Annotated in this window: 22 protein-coding genes; 7 read left to right on the top strand and 15 right to left on the bottom strand. The window is 63.6% G+C overall.

Annotation, left to right across the window (positions count from 1 at the left end):
• Positions 1-124: 124 nt before the first annotated feature.
• From fumC to gmk, 3 genes are all read left to right on the top strand, one after another.
• Entirely contained in the window at positions 125-1,510 is a 1,386-nt protein-coding gene (gene fumC / locus V2I08_RS10390) for a class II fumarate hydratase (RefSeq protein ID WP_349635030.1), read from the top strand.
• A 49-nt stretch (positions 1,511-1,559) separates the two neighbouring features.
• Entirely contained in the window at positions 1,560-1,904 is a 345-nt protein-coding gene (locus V2I08_RS10385; protein WP_349635029.1) for a hypothetical protein, read from the top strand.
• A gap of 83 nt (positions 1,905-1,987) precedes the next feature.
• Positions 1,988-2,653, top strand: coding sequence for a guanylate kinase (gmk, locus tag V2I08_RS10380; RefSeq protein WP_069065420.1), 666 nt, complete (start codon positions 1,988-1,990; stop codon positions 2,651-2,653).
• Positions 2,654-2,655: 2 nt separating this feature from the next.
• Here the strand turns inward: gmk and V2I08_RS10375 are convergent, their stop codons facing one another.
• The 3 genes from V2I08_RS10375 to V2I08_RS10365 form a co-directional block, all read right to left on the bottom strand.
• Entirely contained in the window at positions 2,656-3,720 is a 1,065-nt protein-coding gene (locus tag V2I08_RS10375; RefSeq protein WP_349635028.1) for an SAM-dependent methyltransferase, read from the bottom strand.
• Positions 3,710-4,576 (bottom strand): prolipoprotein diacylglyceryl transferase, encoded by an 867-nt coding sequence (lgt, locus tag V2I08_RS10370; protein ID WP_349635027.1) that lies wholly within the window; start codon positions 4,574-4,576, stop codon positions 3,710-3,712. The genes V2I08_RS10375 and lgt overlap by 11 nt, the downstream gene beginning before the upstream one ends.
• Before the next feature lie 107 nt (positions 4,577-4,683).
• Positions 4,684-5,742 (bottom strand): phytase, encoded by a 1,059-nt coding sequence (locus V2I08_RS10365; protein WP_349635072.1) that lies wholly within the window; start codon positions 5,740-5,742, stop codon positions 4,684-4,686.
• Between the two features lie 119 nt (positions 5,743-5,861).
• Here V2I08_RS10365 and V2I08_RS10360 point away from each other — a divergent pair, with 119 nt between their 5' ends.
• The gene (locus V2I08_RS10360) at positions 5,862-8,192 is read left to right on the top strand and encodes a TonB-dependent receptor domain-containing protein (protein ID WP_349635026.1); all 2,331 of its coding nucleotides are present in this window, start codon (positions 5,862-5,864) and stop codon (positions 8,190-8,192) included.
• 72 nt (positions 8,193-8,264) lie between these two features.
• Here the strand turns inward: V2I08_RS10360 and V2I08_RS10355 are convergent, their stop codons facing one another.
• The 10 genes from V2I08_RS10355 to dapA form a co-directional block, all read right to left on the bottom strand.
• The gene (locus V2I08_RS10355; RefSeq protein WP_349635025.1) at positions 8,265-11,846 is read right to left on the bottom strand and encodes an error-prone DNA polymerase; all 3,582 of its coding nucleotides are present in this window, start codon (positions 11,844-11,846) and stop codon (positions 8,265-8,267) included.
• Complete coding sequence (locus V2I08_RS10350; protein ID WP_349635071.1) at positions 11,843-13,420, bottom strand: DNA polymerase Y family protein; 1,578 nt, start codon at positions 13,418-13,420, stop codon at positions 11,843-11,845. The genes V2I08_RS10355 and V2I08_RS10350 overlap by 4 nt, the downstream gene beginning before the upstream one ends.
• Positions 13,332-14,138, bottom strand: coding sequence for a hypothetical protein (locus V2I08_RS10345; RefSeq protein WP_349635024.1), 807 nt, complete (start codon positions 14,136-14,138; stop codon positions 13,332-13,334). Before V2I08_RS10345 ends, V2I08_RS10350 begins: the two co-directional genes overlap by 89 nt.
• Positions 14,139-14,246: 108 nt before the next feature.
• Positions 14,247-15,035, bottom strand: coding sequence for a transglutaminase family protein (locus V2I08_RS10340; RefSeq protein ID WP_310224316.1), 789 nt, complete (start codon positions 15,033-15,035; stop codon positions 14,247-14,249).
• 321 nt (positions 15,036-15,356) lie between these two features.
• Complete coding sequence (gene recA / locus V2I08_RS10335) at positions 15,357-16,430, bottom strand: recombinase RecA (protein ID WP_349635023.1); 1,074 nt, start codon at positions 16,428-16,430, stop codon at positions 15,357-15,359.
• Between the two features lie 99 nt (positions 16,431-16,529).
• Positions 16,530-16,889: a response regulator gene (locus tag V2I08_RS10330; RefSeq protein WP_349635022.1), complete on the bottom strand. Its 360-nt coding sequence runs from the start codon at positions 16,887-16,889 to the stop codon at positions 16,530-16,532.
• Between the two features lie 85 nt (positions 16,890-16,974).
• Positions 16,975-19,398: a response regulator gene (locus tag V2I08_RS10325; protein ID WP_349635021.1), complete on the bottom strand. Its 2,424-nt coding sequence runs from the start codon at positions 19,396-19,398 to the stop codon at positions 16,975-16,977.
• A gap of 46 nt (positions 19,399-19,444) precedes the next feature.
• On the bottom strand, positions 19,445-20,038 hold the full coding sequence (locus V2I08_RS10320; protein WP_096061652.1) for a DUF2062 domain-containing protein: 594 nt from the start codon (positions 20,036-20,038) through the stop codon (positions 19,445-19,447).
• Positions 20,038-20,520: an SsrA-binding protein SmpB gene (smpB, locus tag V2I08_RS10315; RefSeq protein ID WP_017182833.1), complete on the bottom strand. Its 483-nt coding sequence runs from the start codon at positions 20,518-20,520 to the stop codon at positions 20,038-20,040. The genes V2I08_RS10320 and smpB overlap by 1 nt, the downstream gene beginning before the upstream one ends.
• Before the next feature lie 148 nt (positions 20,521-20,668).
• Positions 20,669-21,547, bottom strand: a complete 879-nt coding sequence (gene dapA / locus V2I08_RS10310; RefSeq protein ID WP_349635020.1) for a 4-hydroxy-tetrahydrodipicolinate synthase — start codon at positions 21,545-21,547, stop codon at positions 20,669-20,671.
• Positions 21,548-21,646: 99 nt separating this feature from the next.
• Between dapA and V2I08_RS10305 the strand changes: the two genes are divergently transcribed.
• Both V2I08_RS10305 and greB read left to right on the top strand, forming a co-directional pair.
• Complete coding sequence (locus V2I08_RS10305; RefSeq protein WP_349635019.1) at positions 21,647-23,731, top strand: lytic transglycosylase domain-containing protein; 2,085 nt, start codon at positions 21,647-21,649, stop codon at positions 23,729-23,731.
• 117 nt (positions 23,732-23,848) lie between these two features.
• On the top strand, positions 23,849-24,334 hold the full coding sequence (gene greB, locus V2I08_RS10300; protein ID WP_349635018.1) for a transcription elongation factor GreB: 486 nt from the start codon (positions 23,849-23,851) through the stop codon (positions 24,332-24,334).
• 82 nt (positions 24,335-24,416) lie between these two features.
• Here the strand turns inward: greB and V2I08_RS10295 are convergent, their stop codons facing one another.
• Both V2I08_RS10295 and rpsU read right to left on the bottom strand, forming a co-directional pair.
• On the bottom strand, positions 24,417-24,995 hold the full coding sequence (locus V2I08_RS10295) for an FKBP-type peptidyl-prolyl cis-trans isomerase (protein WP_349635017.1): 579 nt from the start codon (positions 24,993-24,995) through the stop codon (positions 24,417-24,419).
• Positions 24,996-25,068: 73 nt separating this feature from the next.
• Positions 25,069-25,275, bottom strand: coding sequence for a 30S ribosomal protein S21 (gene rpsU / locus V2I08_RS10290; protein ID WP_006957190.1), 207 nt, complete (start codon positions 25,273-25,275; stop codon positions 25,069-25,071).
• A 229-nt stretch (positions 25,276-25,504) separates the two neighbouring features.
• On the opposite strand from rpsU, the gene V2I08_RS10285 reads away from it, so the two are divergent.
• Positions 25,505-26,263: a class II aldolase/adducin family protein gene (locus tag V2I08_RS10285; RefSeq protein WP_349635016.1), complete on the top strand. Its 759-nt coding sequence runs from the start codon at positions 25,505-25,507 to the stop codon at positions 26,261-26,263.
• Positions 26,264-26,270: the final 7 nt, after the last annotated feature.

Raw genomic sequence — 26,270 nt, 5'->3', positions numbered from 1 at the left:
CCTGTCCTATACGCTTCCTCTTCATTATGATCAGCGCAACATTTCACACCAACGCTCTTGGATTTCCAATATCCGACCCCAAATGCGCCTAGCAGATGCGAACAATTCTCAATTTGGAGTATCCATGCCCGCCACCCGTACCGAAACCGACAGTATCGGCCCGATCGACGTCCCCGCCGACGCCTATTGGGGGGCGCAGACGCAGCGGAGCATCGAGAATTTCCCCTTTGGCGACACCGAACGCATGCCGATCGGCATTGTCCATGCCATGGCGATCGTGAAGCAGGCGGCGGCACGGGTGAACCGGCATCATGGGCTGGACGCCATACAAGCCAAAGCGATCGAGACGGCGGCGGTGGCGGTTGCGGCGGGCGACTATGACGATCAGTTTCCGCTTGTCATCTGGCAGACCGGCAGTGGCACCCAGACCAATATGAACGTCAATGAAGTGATCGCCGGTATCGCCAATGAAGCGCTGACCGGCACCCGTGGCGGCAAGGTGCCGGTGCATCCCAACGACGGTGTGAACTTCGGTCAATCCTCCAACGACAGCTTCCCCACTGCGCTGCATATCGCGGCGGCCTTGGCGGTCGTAAAGGCGCTGTTCCCCGCGCTCGACCGGCTGCACGCCGCGCTCGATGCCAAGGCGCAGGCGTGGGCGAGCATCGTCAAGATCGGCCGCACCCATTTGCAGGATGCGACCCCGCTAACGCTGGGACAGGAATTTTCCGGCTACGCGCATCAACTCTATCGCGCCAAAAAGCGGATCGAACCGGCGGCGATGCACGGCATGATGGCGCTGGCGCAGGGCGGCACCGCCGTTGGCACCGGGCTCAATGCGCCCAAGGGCTTCGACGTCGCGGTCGCGGCGGAGATTGCGGCGATCACCGGCTTGCCGTTCCGCACGGCCGACAATAAGTTCGAGGCGCTGGCCTCCAACGATCCGCTGGTTCACCTCTCCTCGACTCTCGCCACACTGGCGGTGGCGCTGACCAAGATCGCCAACGATATCCGCCTGCTCGGCTCCGGCCCGCGCTCCGGCCTTGGCGAGCTGGACCTGCCCGCCAATGAGCCTGGCAGTTCGATCATGCCCGGCAAGGTCAATCCGACTCAGTGCGAGATGCTGACGATGGTGGCGGCGCAGGTGATCGGCAATCATCAGGCGGTGACCGTGGGCGGGATGCAGGGGCATCTGGAACTCAACGTGTTCAAACCGATGATCGGCGCGGCGGTGCTGCGCTCGATCCATCTGCTTGCCGTGGGCATGGACAGTTTCGCCGAACGCTGTGTCGAGGGGCTGGAGGCGAATGAGGCGCGGATCGCTGAACTGGTCGATCGGTCGCTGATGCTGGTCACGGCACTCGCCCCAGCGATCGGCTATGACCAGGCGGCTGCGATCGCCAAACATGCCCACAAGACGGGCCAGACGCTCAAGGAAGCCGGGCTGGAACTGGGTCTGGTGGACGAGGCGACCTTCGACGCGCTGGTGCGCCCGGAAAATATGGTGTGATCGACATGGCACTGGTGGAACCGGCGGGCGTCCGATACATTAACCCCTTATGAAGAAGCCGCGCACCCCCTCCGCCCCGCTCGCCACTGTCCGCCCGCCCAAGGGTCGGGGCATATTGCGCAAGGTTGCGCGTGTCGGTGCGACGGTCGTGGCCGCCCGTGTCGCTGCCGCCACCGGCAAGAAAGGCATTTTCGGTCTCGTGGCCGGCATGGGGGCCAAGCGGGTCATCATGCGTTACCCTGCTGGTGCCCTGTTTGTGACCGGGGCTTATATGGCGGGCAAACTCTATGAGGCGAAATGCGAAGCGGATCGCAAGCGCGCGACCAAATTGCTGCCCGACCTCAGCGCCGAACCGATCCCGATCGAAACCGCGCGCAAGGCACGCGAGGGCTAAGCGCTGCCGACCCGGCTTTTCCTATCCGGTCGCTTGTTGATCCCGCCTCTTGCCAAAATGCGTCGCAAGCGTCACTAGCGGCCATGGCTGAGCATATTCCGATCGAAACGCCCGATTTCCAGCGCCGTGGCGTTCTCTTCGTTCTGTCGTCCCCGTCGGGCGCGGGCAAGTCCACGATCGCGCGCAAGCTGCTCGCCGCCGAACCGGACCTGTCCATGTCCGTCTCCGCCACCACCCGGCCGATGCGACCGGGCGAGGTCGATGGCAAGGATTATCATTTCGTCGATCTGGAAGCGTTCCGCCAGATGACGGCCGACCATGAATTTCTCGAATGGGCGCATGTCTTTGGCCAGCGCTACGGCACGCCACGCGCACCCGTGGAAGCGATGCTCAAGTCCGGCAAGGACGTGCTGTTCGACATTGACTGGCAGGGCGCGCAGCAATTGCATCAGATCGCCGGGGGCGATGTCGTCCGCATCTTCATCCTGCCGCCCTCGATGGAGGAACTGGAACGCCGCCTGCGCGGGCGCGGGACTGACAGCAATGCCGTGATCGAAGGCCGCATGGCCCGCGCGGCGGGCGAAATCGCGCATTGGGACGGCTATGATTATGTGCTGTGCAATGTCGATGCCGATGATTGTTTCAGCCGGGTGCAGACCATCCTGCATGCCGAGCGCATGAAGCGCAGCCGCCAGACCGGCCTGATCGGCTTCATCCGTCGCCTGGGCCGCTATCATCAGGACGATTGAGATTAGGCCGTAAAGCCCGCCGGATCGGCCCAGTCGGGATGGGTCCAGGCCATCACCCGGAACAAGGTGCCCATCGCTTCTTCATCGGTCAGCCGCATCCGTGCCGCCTCGACCTCCGCCGCGCGCGCGGGCGTTGCGCGGGCCAGTTGCTCGGCGCGCGGATCAATCCCCAACTGGCGCAGGAAATCGCCCTGCCCCACCGTGCCATGGACCCGCAGCCCCGCCTGCCGCGCCATGTTGCCGATGACGCTGAAATCGACATGGGTGGTCAGGTCCACCTCACCCGGATCGGTGAAGGGGTCGGCGAACTGGTGCGCCTTGACCGCCTGCAATGTGTCGCCCAGCAGCGGCCCTTCATAGCCATAGTCGATAATGATCGCCGCCCCGCCTTGCTTGGCAATGCGCTGCGCCAGAGCATAGGCGATGCCGGCGCCCACGATCGGCGTTTCGATGATCGCGCCATCCTGCGCCTGCGCGGCGATCGGCGGCAGGCCTGATTCGATGCGGCGATAACCCGGCACGGGCAGAAAGGCGGCATCCGCCTCGCGCCGGATCACTACCCGCTCGCGCCATTCGTCGCCGACGCGGATGCATTGGCGGACGGGCAGCGCATCGAAAAATTCATTGGCGACGACCAGCAGCGGCCCTTCATGCGGCAAGCTGTCGATAGTCTCATGATGGGTGACATGGGGGATCAGCCCACGTTGCCGGTCACGCAGGACGGGGCTGGTCTCGACGCAATGGACGCGCGGGGCGAGCGCCGCGCGCTCCATCGCCCGCAGCGCATCGGCCGCCAACGTACCGCGCCCCGGCCCCAGTTCGGCATAAAGCGCGCCGGGCCGCCGCCCCGACCGCATCCAGACATCGGCCAGGCACAGGCCCACCAGTTCGCCGAACATCTGGCTGATTTCCGGCGCGGTGGTGAAGTCACCCTCCAGCCCCAGCGGATCGCGGGTCGCATAATAATGCTGGTTCGATTCGGCCATATAATGGGCGACCGAGATCGGCCCGCCCGCCGCAATCTGCCGCGTCAGTCGTTCCGCCAGCGGGAGCGGTTCAGCTGACACTCGCGCTGCCCGCGATCGGTTCCACCCGCACGCGGCGGCCCTTGGCGGTGAAGATGAGGTAAAGCCCGCCCAGGATCATCGGCACGCACAGCCACTGGCCCATATGCAGGCCGGTGCGTGCGGCGAACTCCATCAACTGCGCGTCAGCCTCCCGCACATATTCGACACCGAAGCGGAAGCAGCCATAGCCGAGCAGGAATATGCCCACGAGCATTCCCGGCTGATAGCGGGCGCGGGTGCGCCAGAAGGCGAAGGCGAGGATGGCGAACAGCACGGCCCCTTCCAGCGCGGCTTCGTAGAGCTGGCTGGGGTGGCGCGGGAACGGCCCGCCGGTGGGGAAGATAATGCCCCAAGGCACATCGGTTTCCTTGCCCCACAATTCGCCATTCACGAAATTGGCGAGCCGACCGAAGAACAGGCCGAAGGGCACGCAGCAGGCGACATAATCGTGGATGCGCAGCCAAGAGAGCTTCTCCTTGCGCGCCATGTAGAGGATGCCGAGCGACACGCCCGCCGCGCCGCCGTGGAAGGACATGCCGCCATTCCAGAGCTTGAGGATATCGAGCGGATTTTGCAGGATTTCGGGCTGGTAGAAAATCACATAGGCGAGCCGGCCGCCGATGATGATGCCCAGCGTCGCATAAAAGATCATGTCGTCGGCATGCCGCCGGGCCATCGGCGATCCGGGCTGCGCGATCAGCCGCAGCAGATACCAATAGCCGATCAATATGCCCGCCAGATAAGCAAGGCTATACCATTTCAGCGTGAAGAATCCGAGGTCGAGGGCAATGGGACTAAGCCCCAGATCCTCGAAACGGATGGCGCTCGAAGCGGCGGCGGCAAGGTCCAGGATCAAATCGGCTTCCTTAGTGGCAAGACGTTTGCCGCCATAGAGGAAGCCCCGGCCAAGACCAAGAGGCTGTGGCGCGGCCGGGACGGTTTAGGTCGTCCCGGCCGCGCACCTTATTGCGGCAGGCCCAAGGCCTTGACGATATCGGCCCAGGCGACAAGCTTGAAATTCTGCGCCGCCGCGCCATTCTGGCCATCCTGCGCGATGAACAGGCCGCCGGGATATTGGGGGCCAAAATCACCCAGCATCACCTCAATGCCGTCGGTTTCTTCCGTCCCACCAATTGCTCCATCGATAATACGAAAACGACCGACATAGCTGTCGTCGCTGATGCGATAGAGGGTATAGGCGTTGTCGCCCTGACTTGAGACAATGACATAACCGTCTTTCTCTCCGATCGGGGCGATGGCGACGCCTTCGGCATCGGCGACGATATTCTTGCCGTCTGCGGCTGCGATCTTGGTGGGTGTGGTGCTGCCGCTGGCCCGCGCGTCGAAGCGCCACAGGCCGACATCCTCTTCCGCCACATAAAGCGTGCCGGTGCGGTCATCGACCGCGCAGCCCTCTGACTGGGTGTCGAGTTTCATCGTTCGCACAATGCGGCCAGTCGGTGTCGTACCCGACGCATCGAGTGCGACCTGATTGATCGTCCCGTCCTTGAGCACGATGAAGGCATAGAGACCGGCGGTGTCCGATCCCATACATACGCCATAAGCTTCGCCAGAACCGCCATCGACAATGCCCAGCGCTTTTAACTTTGCCGTGACCGGGTCCAGTTGAAACAATGCCAGCTTCGCTCGTGCAATGTCATTGCGATCTGACGCAACAACCAGGATACCCGTGCCGCCATTAATCGTTACGCCATCCTTCAGATCGACATTATTGACCCGGCCGGCGTCGAGGAAGTCTCGCACCCTGCCATCCAAACCATAGACATAGACGCCCGCCTTCTTGTCGGTGCCGACGATCAGGCTTTGCAGCGGATCGGTCGCGTTGCGCCAAATTGCCGGATCATCCGCCGCATCGGCATTTGACGTACCGACTGGCGTCGTTTCACCGCGCGCGGTCACGGACACCGCCGGGGTAGCGTTGGCGATGCGCACGGCGATCGGCACTTCGACTTCACCAGCGGCGCAGGCCGACAATGTAACAAAAGTGAAACCCAAAATCATCGAACTGTAATATTTATTTCGCGATGTAGTCACGAATACCTCCTAGCGGCGCAATTCGACCGGCTAGATACAAGACATTGTCCGCTGGTCAATTAAACTATTGTCAATAGGGGGTAGGTATGGTCGCGAATAAGTGGCTGTTATTCGGTTGCGCATCAATCGCACTGTTTTCCGTTTCCGCACATGCGCAGGCACCCGCCGACGCTGATGAGGTCGCACGGACGGACGGGCCGATTACGCAGGCGGCCGACATCGTCGTCATTGCCGGGATCGGCTATCGCGATCGCACCGACACCCCCGAACCCGTGCTGAAATATGGCACCGATTATTTTCAGCGCTTCGAGCCACTGACCGCTGGCGATGCGCTCAAGCGCGTCCCCTCCGTCACCTTCCTGTCGGACGTGATCGAAAGCGACGCGCCGCGTCTGCGCGGCCTGCCGCCCGGTTATACCCAGATCCTGATCAATGGCGAGCGCGTGCCCGGCGGCAGCGCGGATCGCAGCTTCTTCCTCGACCGCATCCCCGCCGAACTGATCTCCAGCGTCGAGATTGTCCGCTCTTCCTCCGCGCGTCGCACGGGTGATGCGGTTGCAGGATCGCTCAACATCAATCTGCGCGACGGCTATGAGCTGGATGGTGGCTATATCCGTGCCGGCGGCCTCTATTATGACGACAAAGAAATCGAACCGAGCCTGGGCCTGGTCTGGGGCGGTCAGGTCGGCCCCGGCCGTCTGCTGCTGGGCGCGAACCTGCAGGGCCGTCACAATCCTAAGCAGAAAAAGAGCCTGCGCTACGGCGACTCACCGGAAAATAATCCCGATTACGCGACCGATGATTTCGATAATCGCGAGGACCAGAGCGATACCCGCGATGGCAAGGATTATAGCTTCAACGGCAGCTATGAAATCGACGCTGGCGACACCAAATTCAAATTGAACGGCTTCTTTGTCCGTACCGACCGGACGGAAGACGAACGCAGCTTCGAATATAATGATCCTACCGCTATTTCAGGACCAGTCCCATCGGGCAACCTTCTGACCGACAATGCCAATGTGGCAAAGATTGACCAAGAAAATTACTCGATTGATGGCAAGTTGACACATAATTGGTCGTTGGGCGAAACCAGCATTCGGGTCAGCTACGCCAAGTTCGATGAAAAACGTGACGAAACCGAATATGAAGTCGATTTCGATCGCTCTACGCCCCGCTTTACCGGCGACCTGACTGAGGCCCGCATCAAAGACAAGGAAGTTTCGGTCAAGCTGGAGCATGCGGTTCCCCTGAATGAAAAGATGAAGCTGATTGTCGGTGGATTCGCCCAGAATAAGGATCGCAACACGTCGATCGCGGAGATTCGCAACCGCTTCAACGTCGCCGCCGTCCGCAATAATTGGGACCAGTTCAGTCAGAACCCCACCACGCTGAACACCAGCTTTGGTACGCCCGCACCGATTGCTGGCGGCCTTAACAAGATCGAGGAAGATCGGCGCGACCTCTTTGGTCTTATCGAAAGCAAGGGCGGTCCGGTCAGTTGGGAAGTGGGCCTTCGATATGAAACGACCGATCTGAAGATTACCGACGAAACCGCGGCGGCAGCGCTACGGGTGCAGTCCAACGATTATGCCAAGCTGTTGCCGTCGGCATCCATCAAGTTCGACATCGGCGGGGGAAATCGCATCATTGCCTCGACCGCTCGCACCAATCGTCGCCCGGAATTCAACTATCTCTCACCCGCTACGCTGGAAGAGGAAGTGGGTGACAGCGACCTGTTGGGCAATCCCCAGCTTGACCCCGAAACGGCGTGGGGCTTCGACATCGGCTATGAGCATCGCCTCGGTCCACGCGGTATCTTTGGCGTCAACTTCTTCTATCGCGACGTCAAAAACCTGATCGAACTGACCAACACTGGCCAGCAAGGGTCGGCGGGTGCAGGCACTTTCGTATATCAACCCATGAATGTGGGCGACGGCAAAGTGTGGGGTATCGAGTTCGACCTATCGAGCGATCTGGGCATTATCGGCCTTCCCAACACCGGCATCTTTGGCAATTTTTCGCTGCTGGATAGCGAGATTAGTGATTTCCAAGGCAAACGCCGTTTCAATGACCAGTCGAAATATGTCTATAATTTCGGCTTTATTCAGGATTTCCCACAGGCGGGAGCGGCATTCGGTGCCACCTATCGCAAGCAGGGCAGCGCCTATGGTCGGGTGCTTGCAGAAGAAGTGACCACCACCTATGGCGCGGACCTCGAAATCTTCGTCGAAAAGCGCTTTGGCAAGACCTTCACGATCCGTGCGGTCGGCTCTAACTTGTTGAACGGTGCAAAGCGCGAGACATTCAACAAGTTCGACAATCTGGCCGACCAGATCGACCGCAACTTCGACGAATATGAGCTGGAAAGCGAAAAGGCTGGACCCGTGTTCCAGATCATGGCGCGCTACGCCTTCTGATCCGGCATCAGGTCGTAAAGCGAGGGGCTGCGCGGTGCGCGGCCCCTTTTTTTGTTGAGCCACGCTATCCCCTCAATGGAAGTCGCGCGATCCCGGTAATATCCGTACCTGGCGCGGGTGGGTGGCGGTGCGCGGTGGGGGACTGCCGGTGCCGTCGCCGTTGTGGGTCAGGCGGCCCAGCGCGTCGCTGCGGTCATGCACGCGCACAGCCATCAGATGGACGACGCCTTCCTTGCTGCGCTGGATTTCGCCCTCCACCAGCATCAGCCGCGATGCCATCACTGCGCGCCGCTGCATCTCGAACAGCCGCGCCCACAGCAGGATGTTGGCGACGCCGGTTTCATCCTCGATCGTGATGAAGACGGCATTGCCCTTGCCCGGCCGTTGCCGCACCAGCACCACGCCCGCCACCTGCACCCGCGCGCCATTTTTGGCCGCGCTCGCCTGCGCGCAGCTCAGCACGCCTTCGGCGGCGAAGGCCGGGCGCAGAAACTGCATCGGATGGCCTTTCAAGGACAGGCGCGTTACCTGATAATCGGTCGCCACCTGCTCGGCGAGCGGCATGGCGGGCAGCATGGCGGGCAGCATGGCGTCCGGTTCCTCGCCCAGTTCGCGCGCGGCCCGGTCCTGCCTCCGCGCCGCGGCGAAGAGCGGCAGTTCGTCGGACGGCGTGCGCCGCGCCTCCCACAAGGCGGCGCGCCGGTCCTGCCCCAGCGAGCGGCAGGCATCGGCATCGGCCAGTAATCGCAACGTGCGCGCGGGCAGGCCCGCCCGACGCGCCAGATCCTCGATACTGGTAAAGGGGGCATCGGCCCGCGCCGCCACCATCTGCGCAGCCCAGTTTTCGCGAAACCCATCGACCTGTCGCAACCCCAGCCGCAGCGCCAGGGCTGGACCCGTCCCCTCCCCCCGATCCGTCCGGCGCGCCCGGTCGATCGGCTCCAGCCCATTGTCCCATTGGCTGGCATTCACATCGACACCCTGCACGGTCACGCCATGGGCGCGCGCGTCCCGCACCAGTTGCGCGGGCGCGTAGAACCCCATCGGCTGCGCATTGAGGAGCGCGCAGGCAAAGACCGCGGGTTGATGGCATTTGAGCCAGGCCGACACATAGACCAGCCGGGCAAAGGAGAGCGCATGGCTCTCAGGGAAGCCATAGCTGCCAAAGCCCTCAATCTGTTTGAAGCAGCGAGCGGCGAAATCCCTTTCATAACCGCGCTTCACCATCCCACCGATCATCTTCTCACGGAAATGGTGGATGGTCCCAACATTGCGGAAGGTCGCCATGGCGCGGCGTAGCTGGTTCGCCTCGGACGGCTTGAAGTCGGCTGCTATGATCGCCAGCTTCATTGCCTGCTCCTGAAACAGCGGCACGCCGAACGTCTTGCCCAAGAGCTGCCGCAGTTCATCGGCCGGACCATGGTCGGGCGCAGGCGCGGGATAGTCGACCTTCTCTTCGCCACAGCGCCGCCGCAGATAGGGATGCACCATGTCGCCCTCGATCGGCCCCGGTCGCACGATCGCGACCTGCACGGTGAGGTCATATAGCGTGCGGGGGCGCAGGCGGGGCAGCATGTTGATCTGCGCCCGGCTTTCGACCTGGAACACGCCGATACTGTCGCCTTTGCAGAGCATGTCGTAAACGGCGGGATCGCTGGATTGCAGGTCGACCTGCAACTGGTGGTCGCCCAGTTTATGCGCGCGCATCAGGTCGAACGCCTTGCGGATGCAGGTCAGCATCCCCAGCGCCAATATATCGACCTTCATCAGGCCGAGCGCGTCGATATCATCCTTGTCCCATTCGATGAAGCTGCGGTCGGCCATCGCGGCATGATGCAGCGGCACCGTCTCGTCGAGCCGGTTGCGGGTCAGCACGAAGCCGCCGACATGCTGCGAGAGGTGGCGGGGGAAAGGTGCGTCGAGCAATTGATCCACCAGCGCGCGCAATTGCACAATCTGCGGATTGTCGAGCGTGAAGCCCGCTTCACTGATCCGCTCTTCAGCCATTTGGCGACCATGACTGCCCCATACGGTGCTGGTCAGCCGGGCCGACACATCTTCCGACAGGCACAGCACCTTGGCGACTTCGCGCACCGCGCTGCGGGCGCGATAATGGATGACGGTCGCGGCGATTCCCGCGCGATGGCGGCCATAGCGCTCATAGATATATTGCATCACCTCCTCGCGCCGCTCATGTTCGAAATCGACGTCGATGTCGGGCGGCTCGTCGCGCTCTTCCGACACGAAGCGGGAAAAGAGCAGGTCGTGCCGCTGCGGATCGACCGAGGTGACGCCCAGCAGGAAGCAGACCATCGAATTCGCCGCAGAGCCGCGTCCCTGGCACAATATCCCCTTCATCCGGGCAAAGGCGACGATGTCATGGACGGTCAGGAAATAGGCGGCGTAATCGCGCGCGCGGATCAGGCCGAATTCCTCGTCCAGCAACGCCCGCACGGCATGGGGGATATGCGGGCCATAGCGGGCATGGGCGGCGCTGAGCGTCAGTTCCTCCAGCCATTGCTGCGCGGTCCAGCCTTCCGGCACGGGTTCGTCGGGATATTCGTAGCGAAGCTGGTCGAGCGAGAAATGCACCTGGTCCAGCAGGCGCAGGCTTTCCGCCACGGCTTCGGGACAGGCCCGGAACAGATGCGCGATGGCGGCGGGGCCATGGAGATGCCGTTCCGCATTGGCCTGCAAAATACGTCCGGCCCCGGCAATCGTGGTGCCCGCGCGGATGCAGGTCAGCACATCCTGCAAGGGGCGTTCAGCGGGGTGGGCATAGAGCGCGTCCATCGTCGCGAGCAGCGGCGCGCCCGTGCGCGCCGATAGCGCCCGATAGCGGGCGAGCCGCCGGGCATCCCGCCCATCGCGCTGCAAGGCCGCGCCCAGCCATATCCGCCCCGGTGCCAGCCGCGACAAGCGAGTCAGCAGCGCTTCCAGATCGGCGGGGCGCGGCGGGGGAACGAGGCTGAGATGCCCCTGCCGGATCGCTTCGGCCGATGGCCTGTCGTCATGCTCATAGTCCACCGGCTTGCGATGCGCGGTCTGGGCGGTGGCGGTCGATGTCGGCAGGACGATCAGCAGCAGATCCTGCATATAGCCGGTCAGGTCGGCATAGGTCAGGATGCAGTCGCCCTTGACCGAGCGGAGATTGCCGACCGTCAGCAATTTGGTGAGTTCGCCCCAACCGCGCCGCGTCGCGGGATAGGCGACGATGTCCGGGGTGCCATCGGTAAAGACCAGCCGCGCGCCGACGATGAGGCGCAGGTCGGAGTGGCAGGATCGTTCCTCCGCCGCGCTGAGTTCGAGCGGCAGGCCCGCTTCCTCCTTTGCTTCGAGCAGCGCCGTGCGGGCGTTGTCCGGTGCCCGCTTGCGCGCGACATGCGCGCGCACGACGCCCGCCACCGTGTTGCGATCGGCAATGCCAAGGCCCGTCAGCCCCAGCGCCATCGCCTGCGCCACCATGTCGGCGGCATGGGACGCGCCGCGCAGGAAGGAGAAATTGGTCGCCGCAACCAGTTCGGCAAAGGGCGGCGCATCGGCTGGCGCAGGATGGGGAGGCGCGCTTTGCCTGTGCGCCTCCCGCCCCATAGTGCCCCGTGGGTCGGCCGATTTGGGCTTGGCCGGGTCTGGCCCCTTGCGGCGGCTGCTCATGCGAACAGGCCGTGGAGATACCAGCCGGGGTCAGGCGTCTCCGCGCCATAGAGGCCGTGGCGGAACAGCCAGTAGCGGCGGCCGCGCGCGTCCTCGACCCGGTAATAGTCGCGTGTCTTGCCGATGCTCTCCCCCTCGATTGCGCCGTCGGGCGCGCGCCACCATTCGGGCGCGATCCGTTCGGGGCCTTCAAAGCGGACCACGTCATGCAAGGCGCGCCGCCAGCGGAAACGGTGCGGCGGGCCGTCGGGCACGCCGGCGATCACGTCGATCGACTGGGGCGGATCGAACAAATGAATGGGGCGCAGCGGCGGGTCGCCCGGTTCGCCGACCGGCCCCCAATCGGCGGGCGCGCGCACTTCGACAGCGGGCAATGCCAGTTGCGCTTGTTCGGGAATATGGCTGTCGCGCGGCACCAACCGCTGGATGCGTCCGCGCCCGGCCCGGATCGACAGTCGATCGACCAGCGCCGCCACGCTTTCCCCCTTGCGCGCTTCGCCCCCTTCCAGCGCCAATTGAGTCGCAGCCATCGGCTCGGCCAGCGGCACGGTCAGGCGCAGCATGTCGAAACCGAAGCCGGGATCTATGGGATCGGACAGGGCGTCGATCCGTTCGCGCATCAGTCGCAGGATAGAGGGGGCATCGCGCACGGGCAGGCCGGTTTCGACGCGCAGCGGAAAGGCGAGGCCATCGCTGCGGAAAAAGACCGCTTCGAACCGGCGGCCGCCCTGCCCTCTTTCTGCCAGTTGTTCGCCGGCTTCGGCGGCCATCTCCGCCAGCCGTTTGAGCGCATAGGCGGTGCTACCGATCGGTTCGGCAAAGCGGCGGTCGATGCGGATGGCGGGGCGGGCGCGGCGGGGCGCGAGCGGGCGATGCCCCAAGCCCAACAGCGCATGAAGCGCATCGACCGCTTCCGCCCCGAAGCGCGCCGCCAAGGTCGCAGCGGGCCGGGCCGCAAGATCGCCCACCGTCCGCAGGCCCGCGCGGCGCAGCGCCACCGCGCTTTCCGCCTCCAGCCGTAGCGCCTCCACCGGCAGGCGGCGGATCGTTGCCGCTTCGTCGGGCGCGGGGGGCACGGGAAAGCGGGCGAGCGCGTGGGCGGCTTCGGGACTGGCGGCGATCGCATGGCGGACGCGCATGCCATAGCGCTCCAGCCGGTCAGCCGCATCGCGCGCCAGCGCCTCTTCCCCACCCCATAGATGATCGCAGCCGCTGATATCGAGCATCAGCCCGTCGGGACCATCGAGCGCGGCATTGGGGGTATAGCGTCCGCAGCCATCGCATAGCCGTTCGAGCCAATCCTGATCGGCATGAGGCTGGGCGTCGAATGTGCGCAGGTCCGGCTCGCGGGCGCGCGCGTCGGCCAGGGTCATGGCCGGGTGCAAGCCGATGGCCAACCCGTCGGCATCGACGTTCGCCAGCCGCATCGCGCCGCGCACGGGTTCGACAATGACCGCCGGGCCGTTGCCGCCCGTCGCCCATTGCTCAGGCCGCGCGACCCGCAGACGGTCCAGCGCCAGGAAGGGAAAATGCAGCGCCAGATAGCGGCGCGTCGCGGATGTCGTCATCGTCATGGCGTTCATCTGCCGCGTCTCCAAATTCACCCCTGTTGCTGTCCCAATATAGTCGCCATGCCATGCCGTCCGGCCCTGCCCGGCGGCGCAGCAGGGTAACGTCGAAGGCGCTTTGGCCCGGTGCCTGGCCCGGCAGCGGGGTGGAGGGGGCCGCCGCCACGCGCCAGCGCGTTTCGGCCGCACTGGGCACCGGATCACCGCCGATCCGCAGCAGCAGCGCGGTCACGCCCGATGTCTCCGCCGCCAGCGCCAGTCGGCGGCTGGCGGTCAGGTCGAGCAAGGGCGCAGGGCCGCGCAGATCAATGAGCAGCGCGCCCAGGGCGGGACAGCGCAGCGCATCCACCGCGGCGCGCAACAGCATCGCATCGTCGGCCATCATGCCGATCAACAAGCGTTGCGGGTCCAGCCCCAACGCCGCCAGCCCCGGACCATAAGGTGCGCCCGCTACCCGCACTGCGGTCGCGCTGCGCAGCCACAATAAGGGGGCGCCGCGCCCGGCCTGGCGCATCCAGAGCAGGGCGAGGCCAGCGGCGGCCCCTTCCTCTTCGACGCTGGCGAAAATCTCATGCACGCGCCCTTGCGCCAGTCCGCCACCCAGCGCGGCGTCCATCACCGCCGGGCCACAGGTGAAGCGCGGCGAGGCCTCCACCGCTGGCGCGCGGTCCAGCGTGGCGATATGCCGCCTGAGCGCGGCGAGACTGTGAATCGACTCGGCCATTTCACTTGTTCCCTTTATGTTCTTTTTCGGGGTAAGTGGTGCCGCTGTCAATGTGGGAGCGATGGTTGGAGTGAGATGGGGCGACGACCGGGCCGCCCCATCGGACGATTATTCGGCGTCGACCTGCGTGACACTGATCGACTGGGCGTTCATCTGGCCGCCGCCGAAGATGGTCATGAAGGCGATGTCGGTGGCGTCGCGGCCGACGGCGATGCGGACCATGGTTTCAACAGGCGCAAGGCCCGTCGAATCGACCAGATGCCAGGCGCCGTCGAGCCAGACTTCGACCACGGCGTGAAAGTCCGGCGGTTCAAGGCCGAGCGCATAGACCGACACCAGTCGCGCGGGAATGTCGCGCGAGCGGATGAGGGCGGCGGTCAGGTGGGCGAAGTCGCGGCAGACGCCTTGCTGTGCGACGAAGGTGTCGGCGGCGGTCGTGGTGGCGTCGGAGCTGCCGGAGACATAGACCAGATTCTCGTTCACCCACTGGATCAAGGCCTGCACAAGCGCACCGCCTTCCAGATCAGGGAAATGGCCGCAGACGAAGCTGACGAAACGGTCGGCCTCGCAATAGCGGCTCGGCCAGATGAAGGGCAGCACCTCTTCGGGCAGGCTGGGTAGCGGACTTTTGTTCAGGGTCGCAATGTCCACCGTCGGCCGTTCCACATCCACCGTCGCGCGGAACGTGCTGACCATCCGGCCCGTACCAGTCCGCGTCCAGGTGCGACGGCCCACGCCGCTACCGCCGACCTTGTTGGTCAGCGGGCCAGCGTTCTGGATGATATGGGACTGTTCGACGATACGCTGGTCGGGCATCGCGGCGGCTTCCACCGCAAGGAGCACGTCGGTTGGCTGGGCGAAATCATAGTCCAGTATCGCTTCGATCGCGACGCGCATGGGATGCCTTTCTGTCAGGGAATATGCGCCAAACGCGCGGATAAGGAGTCCGGGTCCGCATGCTCCAAAAGCAACATTGCGAAGCCGCAGGCACAAGGCAAGGGGGATGGTGGCGGGCGCTTAACTTCGCACTTTTCCCGCACATTTCGACATAATCTTACGCCCGGCTGATCCTATCGGAAAGGGAAGCGTTCCCGCTGGGCCGATCACGGTAAAAGGCCCGCCCCACCACGGGACGGGCCTTTTCAGTGCGTGAAGCAAAAGCGCGAACGAACCGGGCTGTCTCATCCGGCTGATCCGACCGGACAAGAATATCAGCCCTTATTCGTCATCGTCATCCGCTTCGGGTCCGGTCATCAGGGCTTCGGCTACCGCTTCGGTCTTGCCGCGGATCGCCTTTTCCAGCTTGTCCGCCAGTTCGGGATTGCCCTTGAGGAAGGTCTTGGAATTTTCGCGGCCCTGGCCGATGCGGATCGAATCGTAGGAGAACCAGGCACCCGACTTCTCGACGATCCCGGCCTTGACGCCGAGATCGAGAATCTCACCGATCTTCGAAATGCCTTCGCCATACATGATGTCGAATTCGACCTGCTTGAACGGCGGGGCCACCTTGTTCTTGACCACCTTCACGCGGGTTGCGTTGCCGACGATATCGTCGCGATCCTTGATCTGGCCGGTGCGACGAATGTCGAGACGAACCGAGGCGTAGAATTTGAGCGCGTTGCCGCCGGTCGTGGTTTCCGGGTTGCCGTACATCACGCCGATCTTCATCCGCACCTGGTTGATGAAGATGACCATGCATTTGGAGCGCGAGATCGATCCGGTCAGCTTGCGCAGCGCCTGGGACATGAGGCGCGCCTGCAGGCCGACATGGCTGTCGCCCATCTCGCCCTCGATTTCCGCGCGTGGCACCAGCGCCGCGACCGAATCGATCACCAGTATGTCAATGGCATTGGAGCGCACCAGCGTATCGACGATTTCGAGCGCCTGCTCACCCGTATCGGGCTGCGACACGATCAGTTCGTCAATATCGACGCCCAGTTTCTTGGCATAGCCCGGATCAAGCGCATGTTCGGCGTCGACGAACGCGGCCGTGCCGCCGATCTTCTGCGCTTCGGCGATGGCGTGCAGCGCCAAGGTCGTCTTGCCCGAACTTTCCGGGCCGTAAATCTCGATGATCCGCCCCTTGGGCAGGCCACCAATGCCAAGTGCGATGTCGAGGCCAAGCGAGCCGGTCGAGATCGCCTCGATCTCCAGCTTCTCGCGCGACCCCAGCTTCATCGCGCTGCCCTTGCCGAAGGCGCGGTCGATCTGCGCCAGCGCCGCGTCCAATGCTTTCTGTCTGTCCATAGTCCCGTTCTTTTTGGAATCGATGAGGGATAGCATTGCGGTCATCAGCCAATCTCCTGTCAAGCGGAGCCGCCGATTCGATCGGCGTCTTGGACATGATGTATCTCTTTTGTTCTAGCGGAACAAGAGGGGAACGGAAATTTCCTATTGCGTGGCGAATATCTTGCCAAGCGCCCGCTCGACCGCGCCGATCGTAAACGGCTTGGCCAATGTCGGACGGTCGGCATGGGTCGGCGGAAGGTCATCCGCCATGCCGCCCGTGGCAAACACAAAGGGAATGGCTTGCTGTGCCAGCAAGTCGGCAACAGGCCAGCTTTTTTCCCCGTGAAGATTGCAATCAACCAGAGCGGCGTCAAAACCGCCCTGGCGCACATGGTCGCAGGCTTCGTCAACGCTCGCCGCCACCGCATGGAGCCGGTAACCCAATGCGTCGAGATAATCTTCCAGCATCATCCCGATCATCGCTTCATCCTCGACGATCAAAATGCTCTTGCCTTCAGTCATGTGCGGGGTTCCCCTGTTTTCGATCATCGTCCGCTACCGTATCGCTGCGGGCTTGCCCAGCATAATTGGCGCGATGGCGCATATGCTAATCGGCCGATGACCCTACGCCCAGCGCATCACGCGCGGCCTCCGCCAACTGGCTGACCGAAAAGGGCTTGGGCAGGAAAGCGACGTTCGGAATGTCGATCGATTTGCGCAATTGCTCCTCGGCATAGCCGGACATGAACAAGACCGGCAGGTCGGGACGCGCCCGCCGGGCAGCGGCCACCATCGAGGGGCCATCCATATTGGGCATCACCACATCCGAAATGAGCAGGTCGATCCTGTCGGTGTTCGCGAGCACTTCGAGCCCCTGTTCGCCGTCATTGGCGGTCAGCACGGTGTAGCCCTGTCGCGTCAAAGCGCGTTCGGCGACGGCGCGCACCATATCCTCATCCTCCACCAGCAGGATCGTGCCGGTGCCCCATGTCTCGCTGCGCTTGACCGGCGCCTTGACCGGCGCGACCTCCTGCGCATCGGCGCCGGCATAGACCGGCAGATAGATGACGAAGCTCGCCCCGCGCCCCATCTCCGATTCCGCGAAGATATAGCCGCCTGATTGCTTGACGATGCCATAGACGGTGGAAAGGCCAAGGCCGGTGCCCTTGCCCAATTCCTTGGTGGTGAAGAAGGGTTCAAAAATCTTGGCCAATATGTCGGGCGGTATGCCAAGCCCCGTGTCCGACACGCGCAGCGCGCTATAGTCGCCCGCGGGCAATATCTGCTGCCGCATCTCCCGCACCTTGATCGCGGGCACGGCATAGGTCTGGATATTCAGCGTGCCGCCTTCGGGCATGGCGTCGCGGGCGTTGACCGCCAGGTTGACGATCACCTGCTCCATCTGGCCGGGGTCGGCGCGCACCGCGCCAAGATTGCGGCCGTGATTGACCTCCAGCTTGACGTTCTCGCCAAGCAAGCGTTTCAAGAGGTTGGACACGTCGGCGACGATATCGGGCAGTTGCAATATCTGCGGCCGCAACGTCTGCTGGCGCGAGAAAGCGAGCAACTGCCGGGTCAGGCCCGCCGCGCGGTTGCTGTTCGACTTGATCTGCTGAAGATCGTCATAATCGCTGTCGCCCGGCGCATGGCGCATCAGCATCAGGTCGCAATGGCCGATGATCGCGGTCAGGATATTGTTGAAATCATGCGCGACGCCGCCCGCGAGCTGGCCGATCGCCTGCATCTTGGTCGCCTGCGCGACCTGCCGCTTGAGCTTGCTCTCCTCGCTATTGTCCTTGAGAGAAAGCAGCACCGCCGCTTCGCCAAGGCCGCGCACGCCCGCCAGACTGAGTGCCACAGGTTCGTCCGGCTGGTCGCGCATCCGCACCGCGATGTCGCCCGACATTTGCGGGCCGACCGCAAAGCGCCGCACCGCGTCCGCGACCGCCGCCTGATCTTCCCGCACCACCAGATCACCGGGATAGCTGGGCGTTTCGCCAGGCTTGAGGCCCACCACCCGCGCAAAGGCATTGTTGAGGAACAGCACCCGCCCGTCGCGGTCGGCCATCGCCAAGCCGAACGGGAGCAGCGAAAGCAGCGTTTCGATATAGGACAGTGCCGATGTGCCGCCCCCGCCGACCGGCTCATCAATCAGCAGCAGCAGCATCGGGCCGTCCTGCGCCGAACCCTGCGCGCCATTGGCCTGGATCGCGCGTTTCAACGGCACCTGGAGCAAACGGAGCGGCAGCCCGCCTTGCTCCTCGCGCGCCAGGAACAGCCGCGCCTTGTCATCGACCCGCATATGCGCGGCGAAGTCGCGGCCGATGATATTGGCGTCGATCCGACCTGCCGCGCGCAGCAGGAAAGCACCATTGGCGGCGCGGATGCGGCCTTCGCCACCGATCATGACGGCCATCACGCCCGCTTCGCCCAATTGGCGGCCCGCCTCCCCGGTCAGGAGCCGATGGACATCATCCAGTGCGCTCGGCTGGCGGACAGGCGTGAAGCGCCAGAGCAGATAATCCTCCGCGCGTCCCGTGCGGGCGATATCAACGTCGAGCCGGAGTGCGCCCTGCGCCACCCCCTCGACCCGTGAATCCCCGTCACGCCAGGCCGCACGCGCTGCGAGGGATAAGCTGTCGGTCAGCGTCGTTTCGCCCGTAATGCCGGGTGGTGTGGGGTAGCCGGGGAACCATTGCCCGAACAGGTCGCTGGCGCAGACCAGCCGACCGGCGCGATCAGTAACCGCAATCGCAACATTGGAAGCATCGGCGGCAGCCCGCGCCACGGTCCAGTCAGGCGTGGCCTCACCCGCTACGACATGCGGTGGATAGAGGCGGCGCGCCCAGGCCATCAGCGCTGCGATCACCAGAAGAGTCGCAGCGAATCCGGCCGCCAGCGCCCCATTCCCGATGACATAGAAAATAAGCGCAGCCGACAGCAGGGCGGCCAGCAGCAATAGCGGCAGCGCGAGGCGCGAAGATGGCTGCGTCAGCCATGCTTCTCCATCCTTGTTCAGCCGCGCGGCCATGATCGGCCTTCCCCTTGCACCAGCATTGGTTCCCTATCGCCCCGGTTCACACCGGCGCGATTTCTTCCCTTGCGCTGCTTTCGTGGACCTTGCCAATCCTCAATTTGCGCGCCTGCCACTTGCGGCCCATGCGATGACGCCAGAACCAGTCGGCCAGGACATAGCCCACGATCGCCGCCACCACGGATATGATCGCGAGGCCCAGCAGCATCGCAGGCGCGGCCTCCGACACCAGCCAGGCGGTCCATTGGCCGATCGTCGCATGCTCATCGACCAGCGCCATGAAGCCCGATGCATCGGCGCTGCGGCCCAGCATCCAGTTGCCGATATAGACCGACAGCCACAGGATGAGCGGCGTCGTCGCGGGGTTGGACAGGAAGGTCATGGCGGCCGCCACCGGGATATTCGCGCGGAACGGCAGCGCCAGCAGCGCGGCCCCGGCAATCTGGATGCCGGGGATCAGCAGGAAAATGCCGACCAGAAGTCCCAATGCCACCCCGCGCGGCACCGAACGGCGGGTGAAGCGCCAGAGCGAGGGTTCCAGCACCCGATGCGCAACGGGTGCCAGAAACTTGTTATGCTCCAGCGACTCGCGGGTCGGGGCGTTGGCGTGCCACCAGCGGCTGAAGCGATTGTCCATCAGCCCTTGTCCCGCATGATGCGCTGCTGGTCGCGCTTCCAGTCGCGGTCCTTGATCGTCTCGCGCTTGTCGTGGTTCTGCTTGCCCTTGGCCAGCGCCAGTTCGATCTTGGCGCGGCCCTGGCTGTTGAAATAGACCATCAGCGGCACCAGCGTCATGCCCTGGCGGGATACGGCGCTGTGCATCTTGTGGATTTCGCGTTCGTGCAGCAGCAGCTTGCGCGGGCGTTTGGGCTCATGGTTCTGCCGGTTGCCATGGCTATATTCAGGGATGTTGCTGTTGACCAGGAACACCTGATTGCCCTTCACTTCGGCATAGCTTTCCGCGATCGACCCCTCGCCGCCGCGCAACGCCTTGACCTCGGTGCCTTGCAGGGCGATGCCCGCCTCGAACACGTCCTCGATAAAATAATCGAACCGGGCGCGCCGGTTTTCGGCGACGATCTTCTTTTTGTCGAAAGTGACGGGACGTGGGCGGGCCATAAAATGAATCTAATACCTAATTCTCAACACCCGTTCGGGCTGAGCGAAGTCGAAGCCTTCTACTGAGCGGAGCGAAGTGCCTCGCGTTGCTCGGCCAAGCCCTTCGACTTCGCTCAGGGCGAACGGATAATATGGGGCTTTGTCACTCTTAAACCAGTCCCGCAATCTCCAGCGCGCGATCGACCGCCGACCGGCTCGATTCCGACGGCCAGGTGATCGGCAGGCGGACGTCGCCGGGCATGTCGGGTCGAACGCGCGTGAGCGCATATTTGACCGGGCCAGGTGAAGAATCGCTGAACAGAGCATCATGCAGGGGATAAAGACGATCCTGCAGCGCCAAGGCACCATCCCAATCATGCGCGGCACAGGCCGCCTGGAAATCGGCGCACAGGCGCGGCGCGACATTGGCGGTGACGGAAATGCACCCCTTGCCGCCCATGGCGTTGAACCCCAGCGCGGTTTCGTCATTGCCCGACAATTGGCAGAAATCCGGGCGGCAGGCGAGCCGCTGCGCCGTGACCCGGCCGAGATTGCCGGTGGCGTCCTTGATGCCCACGATCGTCTGAAATTCTTCGGACAGGCGATGGATCACCGGCACGCCGATGTCAGTGATGGTCCGGCTGGGCACATTATAGAGGATGATCGGCAGGGCGCAGCGTTCGGCCAGATAAGCGAAATGCTGATAGACGCCATCCTGGTTGGGCTTGTTGTAATAAGGCGCGACCACCAGTGCGGCGTCGGCCCCGGCCCCTTGCGCGGCATACATATGCTCCAGCGCGATGCGCGTGTCGTTGGAGCCGCAGCCTGCGATCACCGGCACGTGGCCTGCCGCCTGATCGACGCAGATCGCGATGACGCGATTATGCTCCTCGACCGTCATGGTTGCGCTTTCGCCGGTCGTGCCGCAGGGTACGAGCGCGCTCGAACCTTCCGCAATCTGCCAGTCGACCAGCGCGCGAAACGCCTCCTCATCCACCCGTCCGTCGCGAAACGGGGTCACCAGAGCCGGAATTGAGCCGGAAAACATGATTTAACTCCTTCAATTCTCCGGGCGGCCGGGGCATGATCGGGCAAGCGGCGCGCTATAGCGCGTCATTCAGGGCCTGATAAGGATGCAATTGCGATTATGTCCAGCATGTCGACGCCCCCTCCTGTCGAAAGTACCCTGATTCGCATGCCTCTTATTGCCCTTTTGCTGTTTACCGCCGGTGCCAGCGCACAGACCGACGGACAGCCCTCCGCGCCATCGCCCTTCCCGCCCGGCGCGGTGGTCCAGCCGCTCCCGAAGGGCGACAGCGGCCCCAGCCCCTGGAACCAGGTCGCCAGCCGCGTCGGCCAACCGAGCGACAGCGCGATCACCGCGACGATCAGCCAGTGGCGCGCGCTCCAGCAGAGCGATGGGCTTGGCTTTTCCGCCTATGCCAGCTTTATCACGACCCACCCTGGCTGGCCGGGTGAGGACCGGATGCGGCGGCTGGCCGAAACCGGGATCAATCCCGACAGCTATGATCCGCGCCAGGTCACGGCCTTCTTCACGCGCTTCCCGGCGCGCACGGCGGTCGGCCATGCCCGCAATGCCACCGCGCTGATGCAGGTCGGCCGGATGGACGAAGCGCGGGTTGCCGCGCGCAATGCCTGGATCGGTGGATCGCTCAACGCGGTCGACGAAGCGCGGTTGCTATCCCTGTTCGGCACCGGCCTGACCGCCGCCGATCATGATCAACGCGCCGACAAATTGCTCTGGGGCAATGACGTCAGCGGCGCGGAGCGGATATTGGCCTATGTCAGCCCGGCCCGCCGCCCTATCTATCAGGCACGCATCGCCTTTCGCCGCAAGAGCAGCGACGCGGCCATGCTGATGCAGGCAGCCGAACCCATTGGTGCCAGCGATGCGGGCTTTGTCGCCGACAAGGCGGTGTGGCTGCGCGATACGGGCAATTGGGTGGCGGCGCGCCAATATCTGGCGAACCGCGCGCCCCTGACCTATCGGCCCACCGACGCCGAGAAATTCTATGAAGCGCTGTTGGGGCAGGCGCGTGCCGCCGCCAATGATAGCCAATGGAGTTTCGCCTACGGCATCGCCAGCAAGATTGACGATGCGGTTCCGCCCGGCAGCGACGTCAGCGACATGGCGCTTGGCGTGCGCGACGATTATACCAGTCTTGCCTGGCTGGCGGGCACGACGGCCTTCTACAATCTCAATCGCCCCACCGACGCGATGACGATGTTCCGCCGCTATGCCGAAGCGGCCAAATCGCCGCAGACCAAATCGAAGGGCTATTATTGGGCCGGGCGCGCTGCGCTCCAGGCGGGCGATGCCGCGACGGCCAACAGTTATTTCGGCCAGGCTGGCATCTATCCCGATCAATTTTACGGGCAATTGTCGCTTGAACGGCTGGGCCGTCCGATCCCGCCGCCGCCCTCCGCAGAACGGCCGGTGCAGATTTCCGCGGCCGACCGTGCCGCTTTCGAAGCACGCTCGGTCGTCCGCGCGGTCAAGGCGTTGGGACAAATGGGCTATTGGCAGGATCAGGGACTCTTTGCCCGCGCCATTGCCAATAATGCCGACAATGATGTCGATCATATTCTCGCGGGACAGCTCGCCGAGGCGATCGGTCGCCCCGACATGAGCGTCATGGTCGGTCGCCGTGCGGTATCGAGCGGCCTGACGGGCTATGGCACCACAGCCTTCCCGCGTGTGCCCGTGCCAGCACAAGCCCAGCATAGCTGGACGATGATCCACGCCATCGCCCGGCAGGAAAGCCAGTTCGACAAGCAGATCGTCAGCCATGCGGGCGCGCGCGGCCTGATGCAATTGATGCCGGGCACGGCGCGCGAGCAGGCGGGCAAGATGGGCATGGGGTACGACCCCGCTTCGCTCAACGACCCCAGCTATAATATCATGTTGGGATCAGGCTATTTTCAGCGGATGCTCGATTATTATGGCGGCTCTTACCCTTTGGCGGTCGCTGCCTATAATGCCGGTCCTGGCAATGTGAACAAATGGGTTCGCGCCAATGGCGACCCCCGTATGCCCGGTGCAGACATGCTGCGCTGGATCGAGCAGATTCCGATTTTCGAGACCCGCAATTATGTGCAGCGGGTGCTGGAAAATGCCGTGGTCTATGAAGCGATGAACCCGGAACGGGCGCGGTTCCGGGGGACCAGCGCGGTATTGAGCCGCTATCTCGGCAAGCAGACGCCGGGCTGAATGGTTCGCGCGGAGACGCGGAGGAGAAAGGGGAAGGCCGCCTATTCTTCTCCGCGTCCTCGCGCCTCCGCGCGAACAAAATTGCGTAAAGCCCGTGACACACGATAGGGTCATCCGATGACCACCCCCTATCCCAATTACATCTCGCCCGAAGGCTTTGCGAAGTTACGCGCCGAATATGACCATCTGCTGGGCGTCGAGCGCCCGGCGGTGGTCGAGGTGGTGAGCTGGGCGGCGGGCAATGGCGACCGTAGCGAAAATGGCGACTATCTCTATGGCCGCAAGCGAATGCGCGAGATTGACGGGCAGTTGAAGCGCCTGTCGAAGAAGATGAAGGATGCCAAGGTCGTCGATGCCCGGCAGCAGCCCGACCGGAACCGCGTCTATTTCGGCGCGACCGTCACCATCGCCGACGAGGATGACGCCCATCGCACCGTCACGCTGGTCGGCAATGACGAAACGGATGTCGATGCCGGGCGCATCGGCTGGTCCTCCCCCATCGCCCGCGCCCTGCGCGGTGCCGCTATAGGCGACGTGCGCCGCGTCATACTGCCATCGGGTGAAAAGGAATATGAGGTAATGGCGATCCGCTATCCGGGGTAAATTCGCTTTCGCCTGTTTACCCGCAACGCACAAAAAAGGGGCCGATTGCGGCCCCTTTTCTTATCTCATTTGGCTTTAGCGGTCAGTTGCCCGGCATCGGCTGGGGCGCTGCACCCGGCGCGCCACCCTGCTGTTGCTGCATCATCTGCTGCATCTGCATGATTTCGGCGCGGGACTTGAAGTCGTGCAGTTCGACGTCAAACACCAGCACGGAACCGGCAGGAATGGGACCAGCCGCCTGATCGCCATAGCCAAGCTGCGCCGGAATCCAGAGGCGATATTTGCCGCCCTTCTTCATCCTCTGCAGGCCTTCGGAGAAACCAGGCACGACGCCATCGACGGGCATCGGTGCCTGCGGATTCTCGTCGAACACAGTGCCGTCGAGCAATGTTCCCTTATAGCCCACCAGCGCCACGTCGGCGGTGGTCGGACTAGGACCAGCGCCTTCGCTCAGCACCTTATACTGCAAGCCCGATTCGGTCGTCACCACGCCGTCGGCCTTGGCATTGTCCGCCAGGAAGGCGGCAGGAGAGGCGGGCACATGCTGCTGGCCTGCCCAGGCGAGACCACCCGCCGCAAGAGCAACCGCAGCGATACCGATCCAGAGGCGCGTAAGCGACCCCTTGGCGATGGAACGAAGGGGAACAGCCGTCGTGGACATGGCGACAAGTCTCGCAATTAGGGGCGGGATAGCAGCAGGAAAGCGGGACGGCGCATGCCGCCCCGAACGGCGCTTACTTCGCGCCGTCGCGTTCGGCGCGCTTGCGGTCCATCTTGCGCGCGCGACGGACGGCGGCGGCCTTTTCACGGGCACGCTTTTCCGAGGGCTTCTCGTAGTGACGACGCAGCTTCATTTCGCGATACACGCCTTCACGCTGCAGCTTCTTCTTGAGCGCGCGGAGGGCCTGGTCGACATTATTGTCGCGAACGATGATCTGCATAAGTCCGTCTATCTCCAATCGAAAACGAGCGGTTCGCCGGGATTCTATGATCCGTCCCGACAGCCCGACCGAATAGCAAAGCCAATGAGTCGTCGCAGGTCACCCTACGCCGTGTGGAGCGCGCCCTACCAGTAGAGTCGCGGCACATCAACCCTTAAGCATGCAGAGTCTCGACTCCCATGCCGGAAAGGTCGATGATGTGGGGCAAGACTATAAGAGAGGATCGCCCATGGCCAGCGCCGCAAAACGCACCGACATGTCCCCCGCCGAATGGGAAGCGCGCCAGCAGCTTGCCGCCTGCTACCGCATTTTCGAGCATATGGGCTGGTCCGAGCTCATCTACAACCACATCACCTTGCGCGTACCGGGGGAGGATAATGCCTTCCTAATCAACCCGTTCGGGCTGGGTTATGCCGAAGTCTGTGCATCCAATCTGGTGAAGATCGACATTGATGGCACGGTGCTGGACGGCAGTCCCTATCCGGTCAATCGCGCGGGCTTCACCCAGCATAGCGTGTTCCACCGCTATCTGCCCGACGCCCATTGCATCATCCACACCCATACGACGGCGGGGATGGCGGTCAGCGCGACCCGCGAAGGGCTACGGCCGATCAGCTTCTACGCCGCCGCCTTTACCGGGCACATCGCCTATCATGATTTCGAAGGCATCACGATTCGCCCTGAAGAGGGCGAGCGGCTGGTCGCCAATCTGGGGGACAAGCTCGTGATGATGCTGCGCAACCATGGCACGCTGGTCATGGCGTCCACCCTACCCGAAGCCTTTTTGAAACATTGGTCGCTCCAGCGCGCCTGCGAAATCCAGGTGGCCGCAGGTGCGGCGGGCACGCCGATGGAAATCGCGCCGGAGGTGATCGCGGTGCATCAGCGCGATCTGTCGGGGATTCAATTGCCCGTCGGGCCGGGCGTGCCCGATTTTCAGGCGATGGTGCGGGTGATCGACCGGATCGACAAAAGCTGGCGGGAGTGATTCGGCT

The sequence above is a fragment of the Sphingobium sp. MK2 genome (assembly GCF_040170545.1).
Classification (GTDB): domain Bacteria; phylum Pseudomonadota; class Alphaproteobacteria; order Sphingomonadales; family Sphingomonadaceae; genus Sphingobium.
This window is presented reverse-complemented; position numbering and strand designations above follow the sequence as displayed.